16 protein-coding genes are annotated in these 15073 nt (G+C 64.5%); 8 read left to right on the forward strand and 8 right to left on the reverse strand.

The annotated features are described in order from the left end of the window. Nucleotides 1-91 precede the first annotated feature (91 nt). The 3 genes from ACYVKQ_RS04050 (at nucleotide 92) to ACYVKQ_RS04060 (ending at nucleotide 2921) form a co-directional block, all read left to right on the forward strand. Nucleotides 92-658: an RNA 2'-phosphotransferase gene (locus tag ACYVKQ_RS04050; protein WP_460575869.1), complete on the forward strand. Its 567-nt coding sequence runs from the start codon at nucleotides 92-94 to the stop codon at nucleotides 656-658. A 247-nt stretch (nucleotides 659-905) separates the two neighbouring features. Next, complete coding sequence (gene recJ, locus ACYVKQ_RS04055; protein ID WP_460575871.1) at nucleotides 906-2630, forward strand: single-stranded-DNA-specific exonuclease RecJ; 1725 nt, start codon at nucleotides 906-908, stop codon at nucleotides 2628-2630. A gap of 60 nt (nucleotides 2631-2690) precedes the next feature. Further along, the gene (locus ACYVKQ_RS04060; protein ID WP_460575873.1) at nucleotides 2691-2921 is read left to right on the forward strand and encodes a hypothetical protein; all 231 of its coding nucleotides are present in this window, start codon (nucleotides 2691-2693) and stop codon (nucleotides 2919-2921) included. A gap of 19 nt (nucleotides 2922-2940) precedes the next feature. On the opposite strand, the gene ACYVKQ_RS04065 is transcribed toward ACYVKQ_RS04060, so the two are convergent. Further along, entirely contained in the window at nucleotides 2941-3294 is a 354-nt protein-coding gene (locus ACYVKQ_RS04065) for a DoxX family protein (protein ID WP_460575875.1), read from the reverse strand. Nucleotides 3295-3493: 199 nt separating this feature from the next. On the opposite strand from ACYVKQ_RS04065, the gene ACYVKQ_RS04070 reads away from it, so the two are divergent. Further along, a complete protein-coding gene (locus ACYVKQ_RS04070) occupies nucleotides 3494-5353 on the forward strand; it encodes a M61 metallopeptidase family protein (protein ID WP_460575877.1) in 1860 nt (619 codons plus the stop codon). Nucleotides 5354-5368: 15 nt separating this feature from the next. Here the strand turns inward: ACYVKQ_RS04070 and ACYVKQ_RS04075 are convergent, their stop codons facing one another. Then, complete coding sequence (locus tag ACYVKQ_RS04075; protein ID WP_460575879.1) at nucleotides 5369-5719, reverse strand: hypothetical protein; 351 nt, start codon at nucleotides 5717-5719, stop codon at nucleotides 5369-5371. A gap of 307 nt (nucleotides 5720-6026) precedes the next feature. On the opposite strand from ACYVKQ_RS04075, the gene lptB reads away from it, so the two are divergent. The 3 genes from lptB (at nucleotide 6027) to ACYVKQ_RS04090 (ending at nucleotide 8830) form a co-directional block, all read left to right on the forward strand. Next, entirely contained in the window at nucleotides 6027-6758 is a 732-nt protein-coding gene (gene lptB, locus ACYVKQ_RS04080) for an LPS export ABC transporter ATP-binding protein (RefSeq protein ID WP_460575881.1), read from the forward strand. Nucleotides 6759-6859: 101 nt separating this feature from the next. After that, complete coding sequence (locus tag ACYVKQ_RS04085) at nucleotides 6860-8371, forward strand: GH3 auxin-responsive promoter family protein (RefSeq protein ID WP_460575883.1); 1512 nt, start codon at nucleotides 6860-6862, stop codon at nucleotides 8369-8371. Nucleotides 8372-8602: 231 nt separating this feature from the next. Then, nucleotides 8603-8830, forward strand: a complete 228-nt coding sequence (locus tag ACYVKQ_RS04090) for a hypothetical protein (protein WP_460575885.1) — start codon at nucleotides 8603-8605, stop codon at nucleotides 8828-8830. 77 nt (nucleotides 8831-8907) lie between these two features. On the opposite strand, the gene ACYVKQ_RS04095 is transcribed toward ACYVKQ_RS04090, so the two are convergent. From ACYVKQ_RS04095 to ACYVKQ_RS04115, 5 genes are all read right to left on the reverse strand, one after another. Next, nucleotides 8908-9687 (reverse strand): AIM24 family protein, encoded by a 780-nt coding sequence (locus ACYVKQ_RS04095; RefSeq protein ID WP_460575887.1) that lies wholly within the window; start codon nucleotides 9685-9687, stop codon nucleotides 8908-8910. A 120-nt stretch (nucleotides 9688-9807) separates the two neighbouring features. Then, entirely contained in the window at nucleotides 9808-10170 is a 363-nt protein-coding gene (locus ACYVKQ_RS04100) for a hypothetical protein (protein WP_460575889.1), read from the reverse strand. A gap of 217 nt (nucleotides 10171-10387) precedes the next feature. Next, nucleotides 10388-11944 carry a glutamate--tRNA ligase gene (gene gltX, locus ACYVKQ_RS04105; RefSeq protein ID WP_460575891.1) on the reverse strand — a complete coding sequence of 519 codons (1557 nt, stop codon included), beginning with the start codon at nucleotides 11942-11944 and terminating at the stop codon, nucleotides 10388-10390. A gap of 146 nt (nucleotides 11945-12090) precedes the next feature. After that, nucleotides 12091-12276 (reverse strand): hypothetical protein, encoded by a 186-nt coding sequence (locus tag ACYVKQ_RS04110; protein ID WP_460575893.1) that lies wholly within the window; start codon nucleotides 12274-12276, stop codon nucleotides 12091-12093. Between the two features lie 81 nt (nucleotides 12277-12357). Next, complete coding sequence (locus ACYVKQ_RS04115; protein WP_460575895.1) at nucleotides 12358-12744, reverse strand: RidA family protein; 387 nt, start codon at nucleotides 12742-12744, stop codon at nucleotides 12358-12360. Between the two features lie 59 nt (nucleotides 12745-12803). On the opposite strand from ACYVKQ_RS04115, the gene ACYVKQ_RS04120 reads away from it, so the two are divergent. Further along, the gene (locus ACYVKQ_RS04120; RefSeq protein ID WP_460575897.1) at nucleotides 12804-13505 is read left to right on the forward strand and encodes a 3-hydroxyacyl-CoA dehydrogenase family protein; all 702 of its coding nucleotides are present in this window, start codon (nucleotides 12804-12806) and stop codon (nucleotides 13503-13505) included. Between the two features lie 19 nt (nucleotides 13506-13524). Here ACYVKQ_RS04120 and ACYVKQ_RS04125 read toward each other — a convergent pair whose 3' ends face one another. Beyond that, nucleotides 13525-15054 carry a hypothetical protein gene (locus tag ACYVKQ_RS04125; RefSeq protein ID WP_460575900.1) on the reverse strand — a complete coding sequence of 510 codons (1530 nt, stop codon included), beginning with the start codon at nucleotides 15052-15054 and terminating at the stop codon, nucleotides 13525-13527. Nucleotides 15055-15073: the final 19 nt, after the last annotated feature.

Raw genomic sequence — 15073 nt, forward strand, 5'->3', positions numbered from 1 at the left:
TTGGAAGAAGGGCGGCAAATGTAGCAACGGCCCGCCGGATGCCGCCGGTCCGTTACCTTAACGGCTCTTTCCCTACGTAATCGGCGCCCGCATGGCTACCCCCGCCACCCCCGAGCCCCACCGCCGGCTCAGCAAGTTTCTCTCCCTGGTGCTGCGCCACCAGCCCGAGGCCATCGGCCTGACGCTGGACGCGGCCGGCTGGGCCGACGTCGGCGAGCTGCTGCAGCGCCTCGCGCAGCACGGCCACGCCGCCGACCGCCCGCTGCTGGAAGCCGTGGTGGCCGAAAGCGACAAGCAGCGCTTCGCCTTCAGCCCCGACGGCCGGCGCATCCGGGCCAACCAGGGCCATTCGGTGCCGGTGGAGCTGGGATACGCGCCCCAGACGCCGCCCGCGCAGCTTTACCACGGCACCGCCACCCGCCACCTGGCCGGCATCCGGGCCGAAGGGCTGCGGCGCGGCGAGCGGCACCACGTGCACCTCTCGCCCGACGCCGATACGGCCCGGCGTGTGGGCCAGCGCCACGGCGCGCCGGTGGTCCTCACGGTGCAGGCCGGCGAGATGAGCCGGCAGGGGTACCTGTTCTACCAGTCCGACAACGGCGTGTGGCTCACCGAGCACGTGCCGCCACAGTTCCTGCAGGCGCCGGAGCCGCAGTAGGCGCGGCCGCCGGGCGGCTTACCCGAATAGCAGAAACATCAGCGCCAGCACCAGGATAAATACCAGGTACATCAGCGCATCGGAGAGAATGTACTGCTGGTAGCGGCGGTAGAAGTCGCGGAGGCGCTGCATGATAAGCGGGAAGCGGTGAGCCCGCAAAGGTACGCAGGCCCCCGCCCCTGGGGGCGACGGGTGGCGGAATCCCGGCGTTTTCTTCTTACTTTTGAAGATAACGCCCGCCCCACCCATGTTGAAACGTTGGATTCGTAAACCCGCTCCCGACCCGGAACAGGTCCGGCACCTTTCGGAAGCTCTGCGCGTCAACGAATCCATCATTGCCTTGCTCTGTCAGCGGGGCATCTGCACCTACGACGCGGCGAAATCGTACTTCCGGCCCCTCATCAGCGAGCTGCCCGACCCCATGCTCATGCGCGACATGGACCGGGCCGTGCAGCGCCTCACCGAGGCGCTCTACCGCGAGGAAAAAGTGCTCGTGTACGGCGACTACGACGTGGACGGCACCACCTCCGTGGCCCTGGTGTACTCGTACCTGCGCACCCTGTTCGGGCCGGCGCGCATCGACTACTACATTCCCGACCGCTACGTGGAGGGCTACGGCATCTCCACCATCGGCATCGACTGGGCGGCCAAGAACGGCTTCAAGCTCATCGTGGCCCTGGACTGCGGGGTGAAGTCGGTCGACAAAATCAGCTACGCCGTGGAAAAAGGCGTGGACTTCATCGTCTGCGACCACCACTTGCCCGGCGACGAGCTGCCGCCGGCCGTGGCCGTGCTCGACCCCAAGCGCCCCGACTGCCCGTACCCGTACAAGGAGCTGTCGGGCTGCGGCGTGGGCTTCAAGCTCATGCAGGCCCTGTGCCAGAGCCAGGGTTTCGACGAGGCGCCGCTGCTGGAGCTGACCGACCTGCTGGCCGTCAGCATCGCCGCCGACATCGTGCCCATCACCGGCGAAAACCGGGTGCTGGTGTACCACGGCCTGAAGCGCCTGAACGACCCGGCCATCGAGACGCGGCCGGGCCTGTACGCGCTGCGGCAGCTGGCCGGCCTGCGCGAGGGGCCGCTGACGGTAAGCAGCTTGGTGTTCGGCTTTGCCCCGCGCATCAACGCCGCCGGCCGCCTCGGCGACGCCAAACGCTCGGTGGCCATGTTGCTGAGCGAAACCGCCGAGCAGGCCCTGGCCACCGCCTCGGTGGTGGACCAGACCAACACCGAGCGCCGCGGCTTCGACACGCGCATCACGGAGGAAGCGCTGCAGATGATCGAAACCGACGAGGCGCTGCGCAACTCGCGCTCCACGGTGCTCTTCAAGCAGGACTGGCACAAGGGCGTCATCGGCATCGTGGCCTCGCGCTGCCTCGACAAGTATTACCGGCCCACCGTCATCCTGACCGAATCCAACGGCAAGGCCACCGGCTCGGCCCGCTCCGTGGTGGGCTTCGACGTGCACCAGGCCATCGTGGAGTGCTCCGATTTGCTGGAGCAGTTCGGCGGGCACATGTACGCGGCCGGCCTCACGCTGCCGCTGGAAAACGTGCCGGAATTCCGCCGCCGCTTCGAGGCGGTGGTGTCGTCGCGCCTGACCGACGAGCAGATGATTCCACCCGTCGACATCGACCTGCCGCTGCGCCTGCGCGACGTGACGTGGAGCTTCTTCAACCTGCTGCGGCAGATGGAGCCCTTTGGGCCCGGCAACAGCAGCCCGGTGTTTGAGTCGCAGCAGGTGTACGCCGTGCCCGGCTCGGCCAAGGTAGTAGGCAACTCCCACCTGAAGCTCACGCTCATGCAGGAGGATTCCAGCCCCCTCGAGGCCATCGGCTTCGGGCTGGCCGACCACTTCGCGCGCATTGCCCAGGGGCAGCCCTTCAGCGTGTGCTACACCGTGGAGCTGAACGAGTGGCGGGGGCAAAAGTCGCTGCAGCTGCGCCTGAAGGATATTGGCTGGGGCGAGTAATCGGGCGAGCAGCACGCCGCGAAGAGCCCCGGAAGCCTTATCCACCCTTATTCTCGCCCAGTGCTAGCTTTGCTACTTTTCGACGGCGGCTACCTGTTCGGTGGTATTGCCAGTTTCTTTTTCAAGGCGGCGCTGGTCGTAGCGGCCCTGGCTTTGCTGATGAAAGTGGCGTTTGGCCGGCGGCGGTCCGCTACGGAGGCTGTACCCGAAGAGTCTGGATGCGCGCTTATTCTGGCCGTAATAGCTGGCTTGCTGTTACTGATTTGCTGGTTTTTCTCTCTAGGCACCTAGATAACCAGTAGGGGAAATCCTACCGTCTGGCGGCCCGCCCGCGCCAGGCATCGAGGCTCCAGGGGCCGGGGCCGGCTAGGTACAGGAAGACGAAGCAGAAGAGCACCGCGCCCTCGCCGCCGTTCTGAATGGGCAGCGAAGCCTTGGGAAAGTGCGCCATAAAGTAGGCCACCGCCATTTCGCCGGCCAGCAGGAAAGCTACGGGACGCATGACGAGGCCCAGCAGAATCAGCAGGCCGCCCGCAAACTCCAGGATGCCGGCAAAGCCCATCAGCGAGAGCAGCTCCATGGGGGCCTGTCCGCCGGCCGGAAATCCGAACAGCTTCTGAGTGCCGCGGAGCATGAACAGGAAGCCCGCCACGATGCGCAGCACGGCGTGCCGGCGCGGGGCCCAGGCAGCAAAAGCAGAATCGGCAGTGGCCCTGGTCGGGAAGGCGTTGGTCGTAAGGCTCGTGCCCAGGCCTCAGGACAACGTCTGGAGCCGCCCGGCAGCCCCCGGAATATTTCTGTATCTATCGGACGCGGTGCCGCTACCTTCGCGGCGCGGCGGATGTTTCTTACCGCTTTTCTCCATGAAGTATCAGCTATTCGGCGCCGGCTTCGGCGCGCTATTCGCCCTGGCCGCTCAGGCGCAGGCTCCGGCCGACACCTACCGCATCCGCGTGAGCACCGAGCCCGCGGCGGCTAACGACCAGCTGCGCATCGTGGTGAACACGCCGCCGGTGCGCGAAGACAAAGTCAGCTACGTGATGCCCAGCGTGGTGCCGGGCTCGTACTCCAAGAAGGACTACGGCCGGTTCGTGCAGAACTTCACTGCCTACGACGACAAGGGCAAAAAGCTGAAGGTGAAGCGCGAAGGCCAGAACGTGTTCATCATCGACAAGGCCCGCAAGCTGGCCCGGCTGGAATATCAGGTCGACGACACCTGGGACGCGAAGCAGGACGACAGCTACATCTTTCAGCCGGGCGGCACCAACTTCGACGCCAACTCGAAGTACCCCAACTTCGTGCTAAACCACTACGGCCTCTACGGCTACCTCGAAGGCTACAAGATGCTGCCCTACGAGGTGAAGGTGCAGCACACGCCGGGCCTCTACGCCGCTACCAGCCTGCCCGCCCGCCGCGGCACCACCGAGGACACGTTCACGGCCGACAGCTACGTGTCCCTGGCCGACGGCCCGATCCTGTACAGCCGACCCGACACGGTGAGCTTCGTGGCCGGTGGGGCGCGCATCGGCGTGTCGGTGGTGTCGGAAACGGGCAAGGTGAAGGCCGGGCCGGTGGCCGAAACCATGCGGCCCATGGCCGAGGCGCTGGGGCAGTTTTTCGGCAAGATGCCGGTGCCCAGCTACCAGTTTCTGATGTACTTTCCGGACTACCAGACCTCCCCGGTGGTCAACCGGCAAACCGGCGGCTTCGGGGCCATGGAGCACGCGTACTCCTCGGTGTACTTCCTGCCCGAGCGCAACACCACCGCCGAGCTGACCGAGATGGTGCGCGAAGTGGCCTCGCACGAGTTTCTGCACATGCTGGCGCCGCTCAACATTCACTCGCGCGAAATCGGCGAGTTTGACTTCCGGGACCCGAAAATGTCGCAGCACCTGTGGCTGTACGAAGGCGTGACGGAGTACTTCGCCCACCTGGTGCAGGTGCGCGCGGGCCTTACCACCGAGGAGCAGTTCCGCCAGACCATGCGCGAAAAGATTCAGGATGCGCAGAAGTACCCGGCGGGCGTCTCGTTTACCGAGATGAGCCGGCGCATCCTCGAAAAGCCCTACGACGACATGTACGAAAACGTGTACAAGAAGGGCGCCCTCATCGGCCTGCTGCTCGACATCCGCATTCAGGAGCTGACGCAGGGCCGGACCAGCCTGCGCGACGTGCTGCTGACCCTGCGCGACAAGTACGGCCCCACGCGTTCCTTCGAGGACGCGCAGCTCATTCCGGAGGTGGTGGCCCTCACGCACCCCGAGGTGCAGCCGTTCTTCGACCGCTACGTGGTGGGCACCGAGGCGCTGCCGCTCACGGAGTACCTGGACAAGATCGGCTGGCGCTACGCCGACAAGGCCCCGGCCAAGGTGAAAGCCTTTGGGCAGCTGGGTTTTCGCTACGACGAACAGAAGCAGGAATTCCAGGCCAGCGACGTAAAAGCCCAGACCAACGCCTTCGGCCTGCAGGACGGCGACGTTATTGTGGCGGTAAACGGGCAGCCCGTGAGCATGCAAACCGCCGAGCAGCTGCTGCGCCCCCTGGTGGAGCCCACCTCCGACGCGCCCGTGCGCCTGACGCTGCGCCGCGGCTCGGCCACCACCGAGGCCCAGGCGGCCCCGCGCGAATACGACGTGCAAATCCTCAACCAGCTGGAGGTAAACCCCGCCGCTACCGAAGCCCAGCTGGCGCGGCGCCGCCAGCTGCTGAACCTGAAGCGGTAAGCGCCGCGCGGCGGCTCAGAGCCGGAGGGGGGTGGTGACCAAGTACTGCACCTGTTGCCACTGCACCTGGCCCTCACCGGTAAGGCTGTGCCAGCTTTTGGCAGGCGCGGCCGGCACAGAGGAGTTGCGCTGCTGCACGCGCACGTAGGTCAGGCGGCCGTTGAAGCGCTGCTCGCGCAGCACGGGCCGGCCGGCGTAGTAGCCGCGAAACTTCTCCACCACCACGCCGGAGCGCCGCCGCACCGTCACCTGCCGCCACAACCGCTCGCGCCGGGGCGTGTGCACCTCGCCGGTGGCCGAGACGCGCCGCTCCGGGTGCACCTGGGTGCGCCGGTAGCCCCGCGTGATGGTGCGCCGCTTGCCCACGCCCCAGGCGCGGGTGCGGAAAAACAGGGTCTGGCTTTCGAGCGCGTAGCCGCGGCGAATTGCAGCACCGAGTCGCGGGCCGCCACCGCCCGCGCGGGGTCGGTGACTACCTGGCTGCGGGAGGCCAGCGGTACCAGCAGCAGCGCCAAGCCGGCGGCCAGCGGCCGTGCCGTACGAAGCAGGGATATGAGCATAACGGACATGTACAAAGCAAGAATGGCGTTAAGCTAGCGGATTTTGCCAAGTGGCCCGGCCGCCGGCTCGTTTTTCCGGGCCGCGGGCCGATAGTATTACCTTTGCCCCGACCATGATTCTGCGCGCCGAACACCTCGTCAAGAAATACAAGCAACGCACCGTCGTCAACGACATGTCCCTGCACGTGGCGCAGGGCGAAATCGTGGGCCTGCTCGGGCCCAACGGCGCGGGCAAAACCACCTCGTTTTACATGACGGTGGGCATGGTGAAGCCCAACGAAGGCCGCATCTTTCTGGACGATGAGGACATTACCACCTTGCCCATCTACCAGCGTGCCCGCCGCGGCATCGGCTACCTGGCGCAGGAAGCCTCCGTGTTTCGCGACCTGACGGTGGAGGAAAACATCCTCTCGGTGCTGGAGATGACCAAGCTGCCCAAGCAGGCCCAGCGCGACAAGGTGGAGGAACTGCTCAACGAATTCAGCCTCACCCACGTGCGCAAAAACCTGGGCCGGGTGCTGAGCGGCGGGGAGCGGCGCCGCACCGAAATTGCCCGCGCCCTGGCCGTCGACCCCAAGTTCGTGCTGCTCGACGAGCCCTTCGCCGGCGTCGACCCCATCGCCGTGGAAGAAATTCAGGGCATCGTGGCCAAGCTCAAGCACAAGAACATCGGCATCCTCATCACCGACCACAACGTGAACGAAACGCTCAGCATCGTCGACCGCGCCTACCTGCTCTTCGAGGGCAAGCTGCTCAAGGCTGGCACCGCCGAGGAGCTGGCTGCCGACGAAATGGTGCGCCGCGTGTACCTGGGCAAGCACTTTGAGCTGAAGCGCAAGATTTAGACAATGAGCAATTATCAATGAGCCGTTATCAATTGGTGTTACCTACGCTGCCCGGAGGCGTACACGGCCTTGTTCACTGCTCATCGCACATTGCTAATTGAATGCTAGACACGCTGCTCACCTGGATGGTTAAGCCCCGGCTCGCCCGGCTGGAGCGCCTCCGCACCGAGCCCCACGCCGTGCAGGCCGAACTGCTGCAGGAACTGCTGCGCACCGCCCGCCACACCGACTGGGGCCGCCAGCACGGCTACGCCGACGGCCTTTCGGCGCGGGAGATGGCGCAGCGCGTGCCCGTGAGCAGTTACGAGCAGCTGTACCCCTGGATTGAGCGCGTGCTGCGCGGCGAAGACGACGTGCTCTGGCCCGGCCGCGTGCAATGGTTTGCCAAGAGCAGCGGCACTACCAATGCCCGCAGCAAGTACATTCCCGTCACGGCGGCTTCGCTGGAGGATTGCCACTACCGCGCGGGCCGCGACATGGTGGCCGTGGCCCAGACGCTCTACCCCGAAGCCGGGGTGCTACGCGGCAAGACGCTGGCCCTCGGCGGCTCGCTCGGGCCCAATACCTTCCGCCCCGACGACCCGGCCTCGCACATCGGCGACGTGTCGGCCGTCATCATGCACAACCTGCCGGCCTGGGCTGAGTCGCGGCGCACGCCCCCGCTGGAGCTGGCCCTGCTGGCCGAATGGGAGGAAAAGCTGGAGCGCATGGCCCGGCACGTACTCACCGAGAACGTGGCCTGCCTGGCCGGCGTGCCCACCTGGATGATTATGCTGCTGCGGCGGGTGTCGGAGCTGGCCGGGGGCGCGCCCATAACCGAAGTATGGCCCAACCTGCGCCTCTTCATGCACGGAGCAGTGGCCTTCGGGCCGTACCGGGAGCTGTTTCGGCAGCTGATTCCCGACGAGCGCATGCGCTACCTCGAAATCTACAACGCCTCGGAGGGCTACCTGGCTTTTCAGGACCAGCCCGACTCGCAGGACCTACTGCTGCTGCTCGACCACGGCATCTACTACGAGTTTATGCCCGTGGATGAGGTGGGGCGGGAGCACCCGCGCACGCTCACCCTCGAAGAAGTGGAAGTGGGGCCGACCTACGCGCTGGTCATCAGCACCAACGCCGGCCTGTGGCGCTACCAGATCGGCGACACGGTGCGCTTTACTTCGCTGGCGCCTTACCGCATCCGCATTGCGGGCCGCACCAAGCACTTTCTCAACGCTTTCGGGGAAGAGGTGGTGGTCGAAAACGCCGACGCGGCCATTGCCGCCGCCGCCGCCGCCACGGGTGCTCTGGTGCGCGACTACACCGCTGCGCCCATTTACTTCGAAGCCGGAACCCATTCGCGCGGTGGCCACCAGTGGCTGGTGGAATTTGCCCAGCCTCCCGCCGACGAAGCCCGCTTCGCCCAGGTCCTCGACGAGACGCTGCGGCAGCTCAACTCCGACTATGACGCCAAGCGCCACCGCGACCTGGCCCTGCAGCCACCGGTGCTGACGGTGGCCACGCCCGACACCTTCGAGCGGTGGCTGGCCCGACGCGGCAAGCTGGGCGGGCAGCACAAAGTGCCGCGACTAAGCAACACCCGCGAACTGCTCGATGAGCTCCTGAATTAGCAAATCAGATAAGTAACTTGTTGGTGTATTAGGTGTTGCATGGCGCATCCGCCTTGTTGGTGCGGTCGTGTGCGCGCAGGAAAAGCCGGGACTGCATTCTTTGGTCCAGCATTATTCGACCCTTCAAGTGAAAAAAATATCAATTCAACGAAATTATTGTAAAAAAGTATTGTACGAATCATGGTAAAAATTATATATTAGTGTATCGTTCATACAACCCCTTCCCACACCTTGTCCACATTTACCGTCTCTGAAACCGCTGCCAAGCCGTACGTTTCGCGTCGGAAGCGGCATCGTCGTCGTCAGGTCATTAAGCTGAAAGAGTTTTTTAGCACTCGTTCCATGCTCGGCCTGCTCGGGCTTCTGGTGTTGGCACTACTGATCAGCTTGGGCATCATTGCCACGCAAATGAACCCAAGTTTCTCGGAGGATTACCACGCACCAACGGCTTCGCTCTAACCAATCCTACTCCACCGCCACGCACCGGCGGCCCTTTCTGAGGGCCGCCGGCGTTGTTTACAGCACATTGGGAGTGTTTACTGGTCGAGTATGCGGCCCAAGCCGCCCAGCACGCTGCCGCTTTCTTTCTGGGCGTTGCCGCCGTTGGGCATCAGCGCCTGGATCAGTTTTTTCACGGGCATGGATTGCAGCCACACGCGGCCCGTGCCGCGCAGCGTGGCCAATAGCAGGCCTTCCCCACCGAAAATCATGGATTTCAGGTTGCCGGCGCGCGTAATGCTGAAGTCGACCCCCGGCTCGAAGGCCACCACGCAGCCCGTGTCTACGCGCAGCACTTCGTTGTTCAGCTGCCGCTCAATGACGGTGCCGCCGGCATGGATGAAGGCTTTGCCGTCGCCGGTGAGTTTCTGCAGAATAAATCCTTCGCCGCCGAAAAAGCCCGAACCGAGCTTCTGGTTGAAGTGAATACCAATTTTAGTGCCCCGAGCGGCGGCCAGGAAACCATCTTTCTGCACGATCAGGCCCTGGGGCAGCGTGCGCAGGTCCAGGGGCATGATCGTGCCAGGGTACGGCGCGGAGAAGCCCACGCGGGCCTTGCCGTAGCTGCCGGCGTGGGTGAAGTGGGTCATAAACAGCGACTCGCCGGTAATCAGGCGAGTACCGGCCGAGAGCAGCTTGCCGAAAAAACCCTGGTCGGGCTCGGATCCGTCGCCCATGCGGGTATCCCAGGCAATGGGCTCGTCCATGTACACCATGGTGCCGGCTTCGGCAATAACGGTTTCGCCGGGGTCCAGCTCGACCTCCAATACCTGAATATCGTGGCCTAAAATGCGGTAATCGACGTCGTGCGAATTCATGAAGGAAGTGGGAGTGGTTGACGCCGGCAAGTATAGCGAAGCCGCTGGTAAAAACGCAGCCGGCCCGGCTTCCCCGCAGGAAAACCGGGCCGGCCGGGCGTAGGTGATATTGGCACCCGCTTACTCCTCCGCGTCGGCGGCGGGCAGGGGCTCGTCGTCGGCCTTTTTGGGGCGCTTGGCCTCGCGGGAGCTGCGCCGCATGAAGTCTTCATCCGATTCCTCGGGCTCCTCCGCCACGTGGTCCTCCGCGGCAAACTCTTCCTCGTCCTCCTCGGGTGTTTTTTCCCCGAACTGCCCGTCGCGGTTTACCAGCTTTTTGTCGCGCACGTGGCGGTTCAGGAATTCATTGATCTGCTCAATGCTATACGTAGAGGTGATTTCGCCCAGCGGATTCACCTTGATTTCAAAGCCTTCGAGCTCTTTGTGGACCCGGGGCTTTTTTTCGGGGTCCTGCTGCTTCTTTTTGACGGGTTTCTTCGCCATGATGCGTCGCGGCTAAAGGATGGTTGTGCTGGCGGCCCGACATGAAGGAGGCAGGCCGCCGCGTAGCTTTTCCACTACGCAACCAGCCGGGCCACGGATGCGTGAAGTTGCCGTGGCCATAAACGAAACGCACACAAACCGCCGGTTGGCAACTTGTGTGCGTTGTAACGGGAGTAGCAGGGTCGTGCCGTTGGGTCGTGGCGGCGCGGGCAGGTGGTTAGCCGGCCTGGGGCGTCAGCGCGGCCACGGCGGCCCGAATGCGCCCGGCCGTTTCCTGAGTCCCGAGGATGCTCATGATGGCCATCAGGTCGGGGCCGGCGGCGGCACCGGTTACGGCCACGCGCAGGGCCTGCAGTACCTGGCCCTGCTTCATGCCCTGGCCTTCCACCACCTGCGTGAGCAGGGTCTTGATGCTGTCGGGCGTGGTGTCGGCTGCAGCAGGCAGGGCGTCGGCGAAGGCTGCCAGCGCGCCGGCCACCTGGGCGTTCCACTTCTTGCTGATGACTTGCTCGTCGTACGCGGTCGGCCGCTCGAAAAACAGGCGGGCTTCGCGGGCCAGATCGGCCGGGAAGGTAGCGCGCTCCTTTACGAGCCCGGCAATCTGTTCGGCCTTATCGGCGGGCAGCTCCGCGCTGATGCCCTGCGCCCGGAGAGCATCCAGGAGGTACTGGGCCAGCTCGCCGTCGGGCTTGGCGCGCAGGTACTGCTCGTTGTACCAGCGCACCTTGTTCTGGTCGAAGCGGGCCGGCGACTTGCTCACGCGCTCAATCGAGAAAGCCTCGATCAGCTCCTGCATCGAGAAGATTTCCTGCGTGGTGCCGGGGTTCCAGCCCAAAAAGGCGAGGAAGTTGATGAACGCCTCGGGCAGGTAACCCGACTCGCGGTAGCCGCTGCTCACGGTCGGCTCGCCGGTTTCGGCGTCTTTGCCGTGAAACTCCAGCGGAAACACCGGGAAGCCCAGCTTGTCGCCGTCGCGCTTCGAGAGCTTGCCGGTGCCGTCGGGCTTCAGGAGCAGGGGCAGGTGGGCAAACTGGGGCATGGTGCTTTCCCAGCCCAGGTAGCGGTACAGCAGCACGTGCAGCGGGGCCGAGGGCAGCCACTCTTCGCCGCGAATCACGTGGGTAATTTCCATCAAGTGGTCGTCCACGATGTTAGCTAGGTGGTAGGTCGGCATGCCGTCCGACTTCATCAGCACCTTGTCGTCGATGGAGGAGGAGTGCACCACCACCCAGCCGCGGATTAGGTCGTTGAAGCGCACTTCTTCCTTGCGGGGCACTTTCAGGCGGATGACGTAGGGCGCCCCCGATTCCAGCAGCTGCGTTACCTCCTCCTCGGGCAGGGTCAGCGAGTTGCGCATCTGGGTGCGCGTGATGCTGTTGTACTGCGGGTTGGGCACCTTGGCGGCCGTCAGGCGGGCGCGCATGGCGTCCAGGTCCTCGGGCGTATCGAAGGCGTAATAGGCGTGGCCGGCCTGGATGAGCTGGTCGGCGTACTGGCGGTACATGGGTTTCCGCTCGCTCTGGCGGTACGGCGCGTGCGGGCCGCCCTGCTCGATACCCTCGTCAATCTCGATGCCGCACCAGCGCAGCGAGTCCATGATGTACTGCTCGGCGCCGGGCACGAAGCGGTTCTGGTCGGTATCCTCGATGCGCAGCAGCATCTTGCCGCCCAGCTTGCGGGCCAGCAGGTAGTTATACAGCGCGGTGCGCACGCCGCCGATGTGCAGCGGACCGGTCGGACTGGGCGCAAAACGCACCCGAACTTCTCTTTCCATACGAAACGACAATGTCGGGCCCCGGCTAACTGGCCGGGGCGCAAAGGCGCCGCAAAGGTACGAAAGGTGAAATGGTGAGGTGGTGAAATAGTGAGTGATGTTCGAGCATCAAAACCCGCCATTTCGCCACCTCACCGTTTCACCGCTCAGTCGCGGTTACGAAACGTGAGCCAGAGCACCAGGCCGAGCAGGGCAATGCCGCCGCGAATCAGCCAGGCCGTCGTGGGTCCCCAGTTGTTGATCCAGCCCAGGAACATAAAATTCATGTTCAGCAGCGGCAATACCATGGATACCAACCCAACCAGCAGCAAGCCGAGTCCGAGTTCTTTCATGAGGTGAAATGATGAGATGGTGAGTTTTGATGTGCGCGCAGTCAAAACGTCACTCACCGGTTCACTATTTCACCACCTCGCCTACTTCACCGCGATGCAGGAAATCTCGACCAGCACATCCTTGGGCAGGCGGGCTACTTCCACGGTTTCGCGGGCGGGGTAGGGGCCGGCCCCAAAGTACGAGCCGTAAATCTCGTTGATGGTGCCGAAGTGGCCGAGGTCCTTGACGAAGATGCTGCACTTCACCACGTCCTGCAGCGAGTAGCCGCCGGCCGCCAGCACGGCCTGCACGTTGCGCATTACCTGGTGCGTCTGCTGCTGCACGTCGCCCTCGCCGATGAGTTGTCCGCCGGAGGCATCCAGGGCAATCTGGCCCGATACGTAGATGGTGTTGCCGGCCTGCACGGCCTGGCTGTAAGGCCCGATGGGGGCGGGCGCCTGCGGGGAGTTGATGATGGTGTTTGCCATGGGAAAGGAATAGGAGCGGGCCGAAGCCCTAATTTCGGGGCCTGAACTTAGCCAAATCCATGCACCTGCTCATTCTTGATGGCCACCACCTGGCAGCCGAATTCCGCCGAAAGTTCGGTCCGGAGCACCAGTACACCTTTGTTCCCGCGGCTGCCGGGCGCTTAGTCGATGAGATTGACGAGGCCCTGCCGCTGCTGGAAGCGGCGCTGCCTTCCGTCGAAGTCGTGTTTGATTTCGGCAATTACGGGCCGCTCTACGAGGAGAAGGAAGGCTTGGTCGCCTTTGTGGAGGCCGCCACCGAGTCGCTGACGGGCCGCTTCGGAGCGGACAAGCCGGTGTACCCGGTGTTCGGGTTCTGCGGGCTGCCCACGCTGCTGAACCGCCCCCGGCTCGAAGTCAGCCTGTATGATGAGGCGGATGCCGACCGGCTGGCCGACACCTGCGCCCGGCTGGGCACCGACTTCCACGTGGTGGCGGACCGGGTGGGCATGGTCAGCCCGCGGGTGGTGTGCATGGGCATCAACGAAGCGTGCTTTGCCGTGCCGGAGGGCAGTACCAGCGTTGCCGCCGTTGACGAGGCCCTATCGCTCTGCCCGGATGCGGCGCGTGGGCCCTTTTCCTGGGCCAATGCCATCGGCGTCGAGCGCGTCTACGAGGTGCTCAGCATGCTTTGGGAGGATACCCACGACGAGCGGTTCCGCGCCGCGCCGCTGCTCAAGCGCACGGCTGCGCGCGCCGGCCAGTTCCCCGTGGAGGGGTAGTTCAGTCGTCAGGTGTTTGCTACTGCGGCGGGGCCTGCCCGCCCGGCCCGATCCACACGGCTTGCTTGCCGAAGTAATGAGCGTAGGCCATGTTGCCCCAGTACGCCGGGTCGGTGCTGATATCGTAGTACAACAGGCTTGCGGGCTTGGCCTGCAGTGGCGGTAGCTCTACCCGCGAAGCATCGGAGCTGCGCAGCTGCACATACCGGCTGCGCAGCTGCGCGTCGTACACCCCGGCGTCACCGCTCAACCAATCGCGGTAGGCCACCACGATGTTGTTGCTGCCTTGCCCCATCTGCGGACGCAGCTGGCGCACGTTGTGGTCGGCGGCCAAGCTGATAAGCAGCGCCGCCCACAGAACCGCGGCAGCCGGTGGGGCCCAGCCCAAACCGCTCAGCAGCGGACCTTGCAGGTAGTGGACTACAGCCGTCTGCCAGCGCGCCAGGGCATTCAGGATCAGGCCAAACCAGGCCAGAATAAAGAACAGGTACAGCATGCTGCGGCCGCGCGGGGGCATCAGCCCGCCGGTGGCCCAGTAGCTGGGCATGCCGGCCAGCACCAGCATGAGCAGCAGCACCGCACCCAGTAGCAACGGATGCCAAGTGCTCAGGCGGCTCAAGATGCCCGGACGGGCGGCCGTCAGCCGCAGCAGCGCCGGTAGTGCCAGCAGGGTGGTGGTTTGCAGCACCCCGCTGCTGAGCCAATTCAGCAACAGGTACGCCGATGAACTGACGCTGCCCGCTACCACCCACGGCAAAGGCACCGAACGATTGATCATGGTGGCCCGGGCCATGTTGCCGGGCGCCAGAAACGACACCGCCAGCGCGGCGGCTAGGGCCATAACCAGCAAAAGCAGTTCCCCGCGACGGTTACCGCCGCGGTAGTATTCCCGCAGCATCAGCAGACCTGTGCCCAAGCATAGGGGCAGCGCTATCAGCTCATTGGTGCCCACCAGCAACATGCCTAGGGCTACCAGGAGCAGTAACCAGCGGTGAGCCGGTCCTCGTCCTGGCGCCGCTTGCCAGTAGCACACGGCTGTCGCCAGCCACAGCAGGAGCAGGGCCGCAGGCAGAGTGTACACAGCCACCCCGTTGTACCAGTACAGCGTTTCGGCAATGCTGGAGGCTTGGTGCAGCCACAGCGTCAGCAGGCAGCCCGCACCGAGGGCCCGTTTGGTCGGCGTCCAGAATCGACCGATGACCGTTGCCAGCAGGGCGTAAAGGCCGCCAAACAGGGCTAGCAAGGCTACGATGGGCACTGCCCAGTACACGCCCAAAAGGCGGTTGCAGACGGGGCTGAATTCCGTCAGCAATACGGAGGTAGTGAAGCGTCCGGTCCACGTCAGGTACAGGTGTTTCTGCGTTGCCCAGAAGCCCAGCCGTTGGCGTAGCACCGCGTCGCTGAAGTCGTCGAGGGCCGGGTGGCTGTAGAAGCTCAGGGCCACGAAGGGGAGCAGCGCCAGCAGCACCAGCGCTGCCGCTGCCCGTAGTTGGTTGTCCGCCCTGAAGAGCTGATGCCAATGAGCTGTCAACCGTGTAAAGAGCGTCATTAGCTGGAGTAAGTAGGCC

This window comes from Hymenobacter coalescens, from assembly GCF_054783195.1.

Excerpts from the sequence above, each read along its gene's own strand:
- ACYVKQ_RS04050 (WP_460575869.1), top strand. The coding sequence starts at position 92 with ATGGCTACCCCCGCCACCCCCGAGCCCCACCGCCGGCTCAGCAAGTTT.
- recJ (WP_460575871.1), top strand. The coding sequence starts at position 906 with ATGTTGAAACGTTGGATTCGTAAACCCGCTCCCGACCCGGAACAGGTC.
- ACYVKQ_RS04070 (WP_460575877.1), top strand. The coding sequence starts at position 3,494 with ATGAAGTATCAGCTATTCGGCGCCGGCTTCGGCGCGCTATTCGCCCTG.
- lptB (WP_460575881.1), top strand. The coding sequence starts at position 6,027 with ATGATTCTGCGCGCCGAACACCTCGTCAAGAAATACAAGCAACGCACC.
- ACYVKQ_RS04085 (WP_460575883.1), top strand. The coding sequence starts at position 6,860 with ATGCTAGACACGCTGCTCACCTGGATGGTTAAGCCCCGGCTCGCCCGG.
- ACYVKQ_RS04095 (WP_460575887.1), bottom strand. The coding sequence starts at position 9,687 with ATGAATTCGCACGACGTCGATTACCGCATTTTAGGCCACGATATTCAG.
- ACYVKQ_RS04100 (WP_460575889.1), bottom strand. The coding sequence starts at position 10,170 with ATGGCGAAGAAACCCGTCAAAAAGAAGCAGCAGGACCCCGAAAAAAAG.
- gltX (WP_460575891.1), bottom strand. The coding sequence starts at position 11,944 with ATGGAAAGAGAAGTTCGGGTGCGTTTTGCGCCCAGTCCGACCGGTCCG.
- ACYVKQ_RS04110 (WP_460575893.1), bottom strand. The coding sequence starts at position 12,276 with ATGAAAGAACTCGGACTCGGCTTGCTGCTGGTTGGGTTGGTATCCATG.
- ACYVKQ_RS04115 (WP_460575895.1), bottom strand. The coding sequence starts at position 12,744 with ATGGCAAACACCATCATCAACTCCCCGCAGGCGCCCGCCCCCATCGGG.
- ACYVKQ_RS04120 (WP_460575897.1), top strand. The coding sequence starts at position 12,804 with ATGCACCTGCTCATTCTTGATGGCCACCACCTGGCAGCCGAATTCCGC.
- ACYVKQ_RS04125 (WP_460575900.1), bottom strand. The coding sequence starts at position 15,054 with ATGACGCTCTTTACACGGTTGACAGCTCATTGGCATCAGCTCTTCAGG.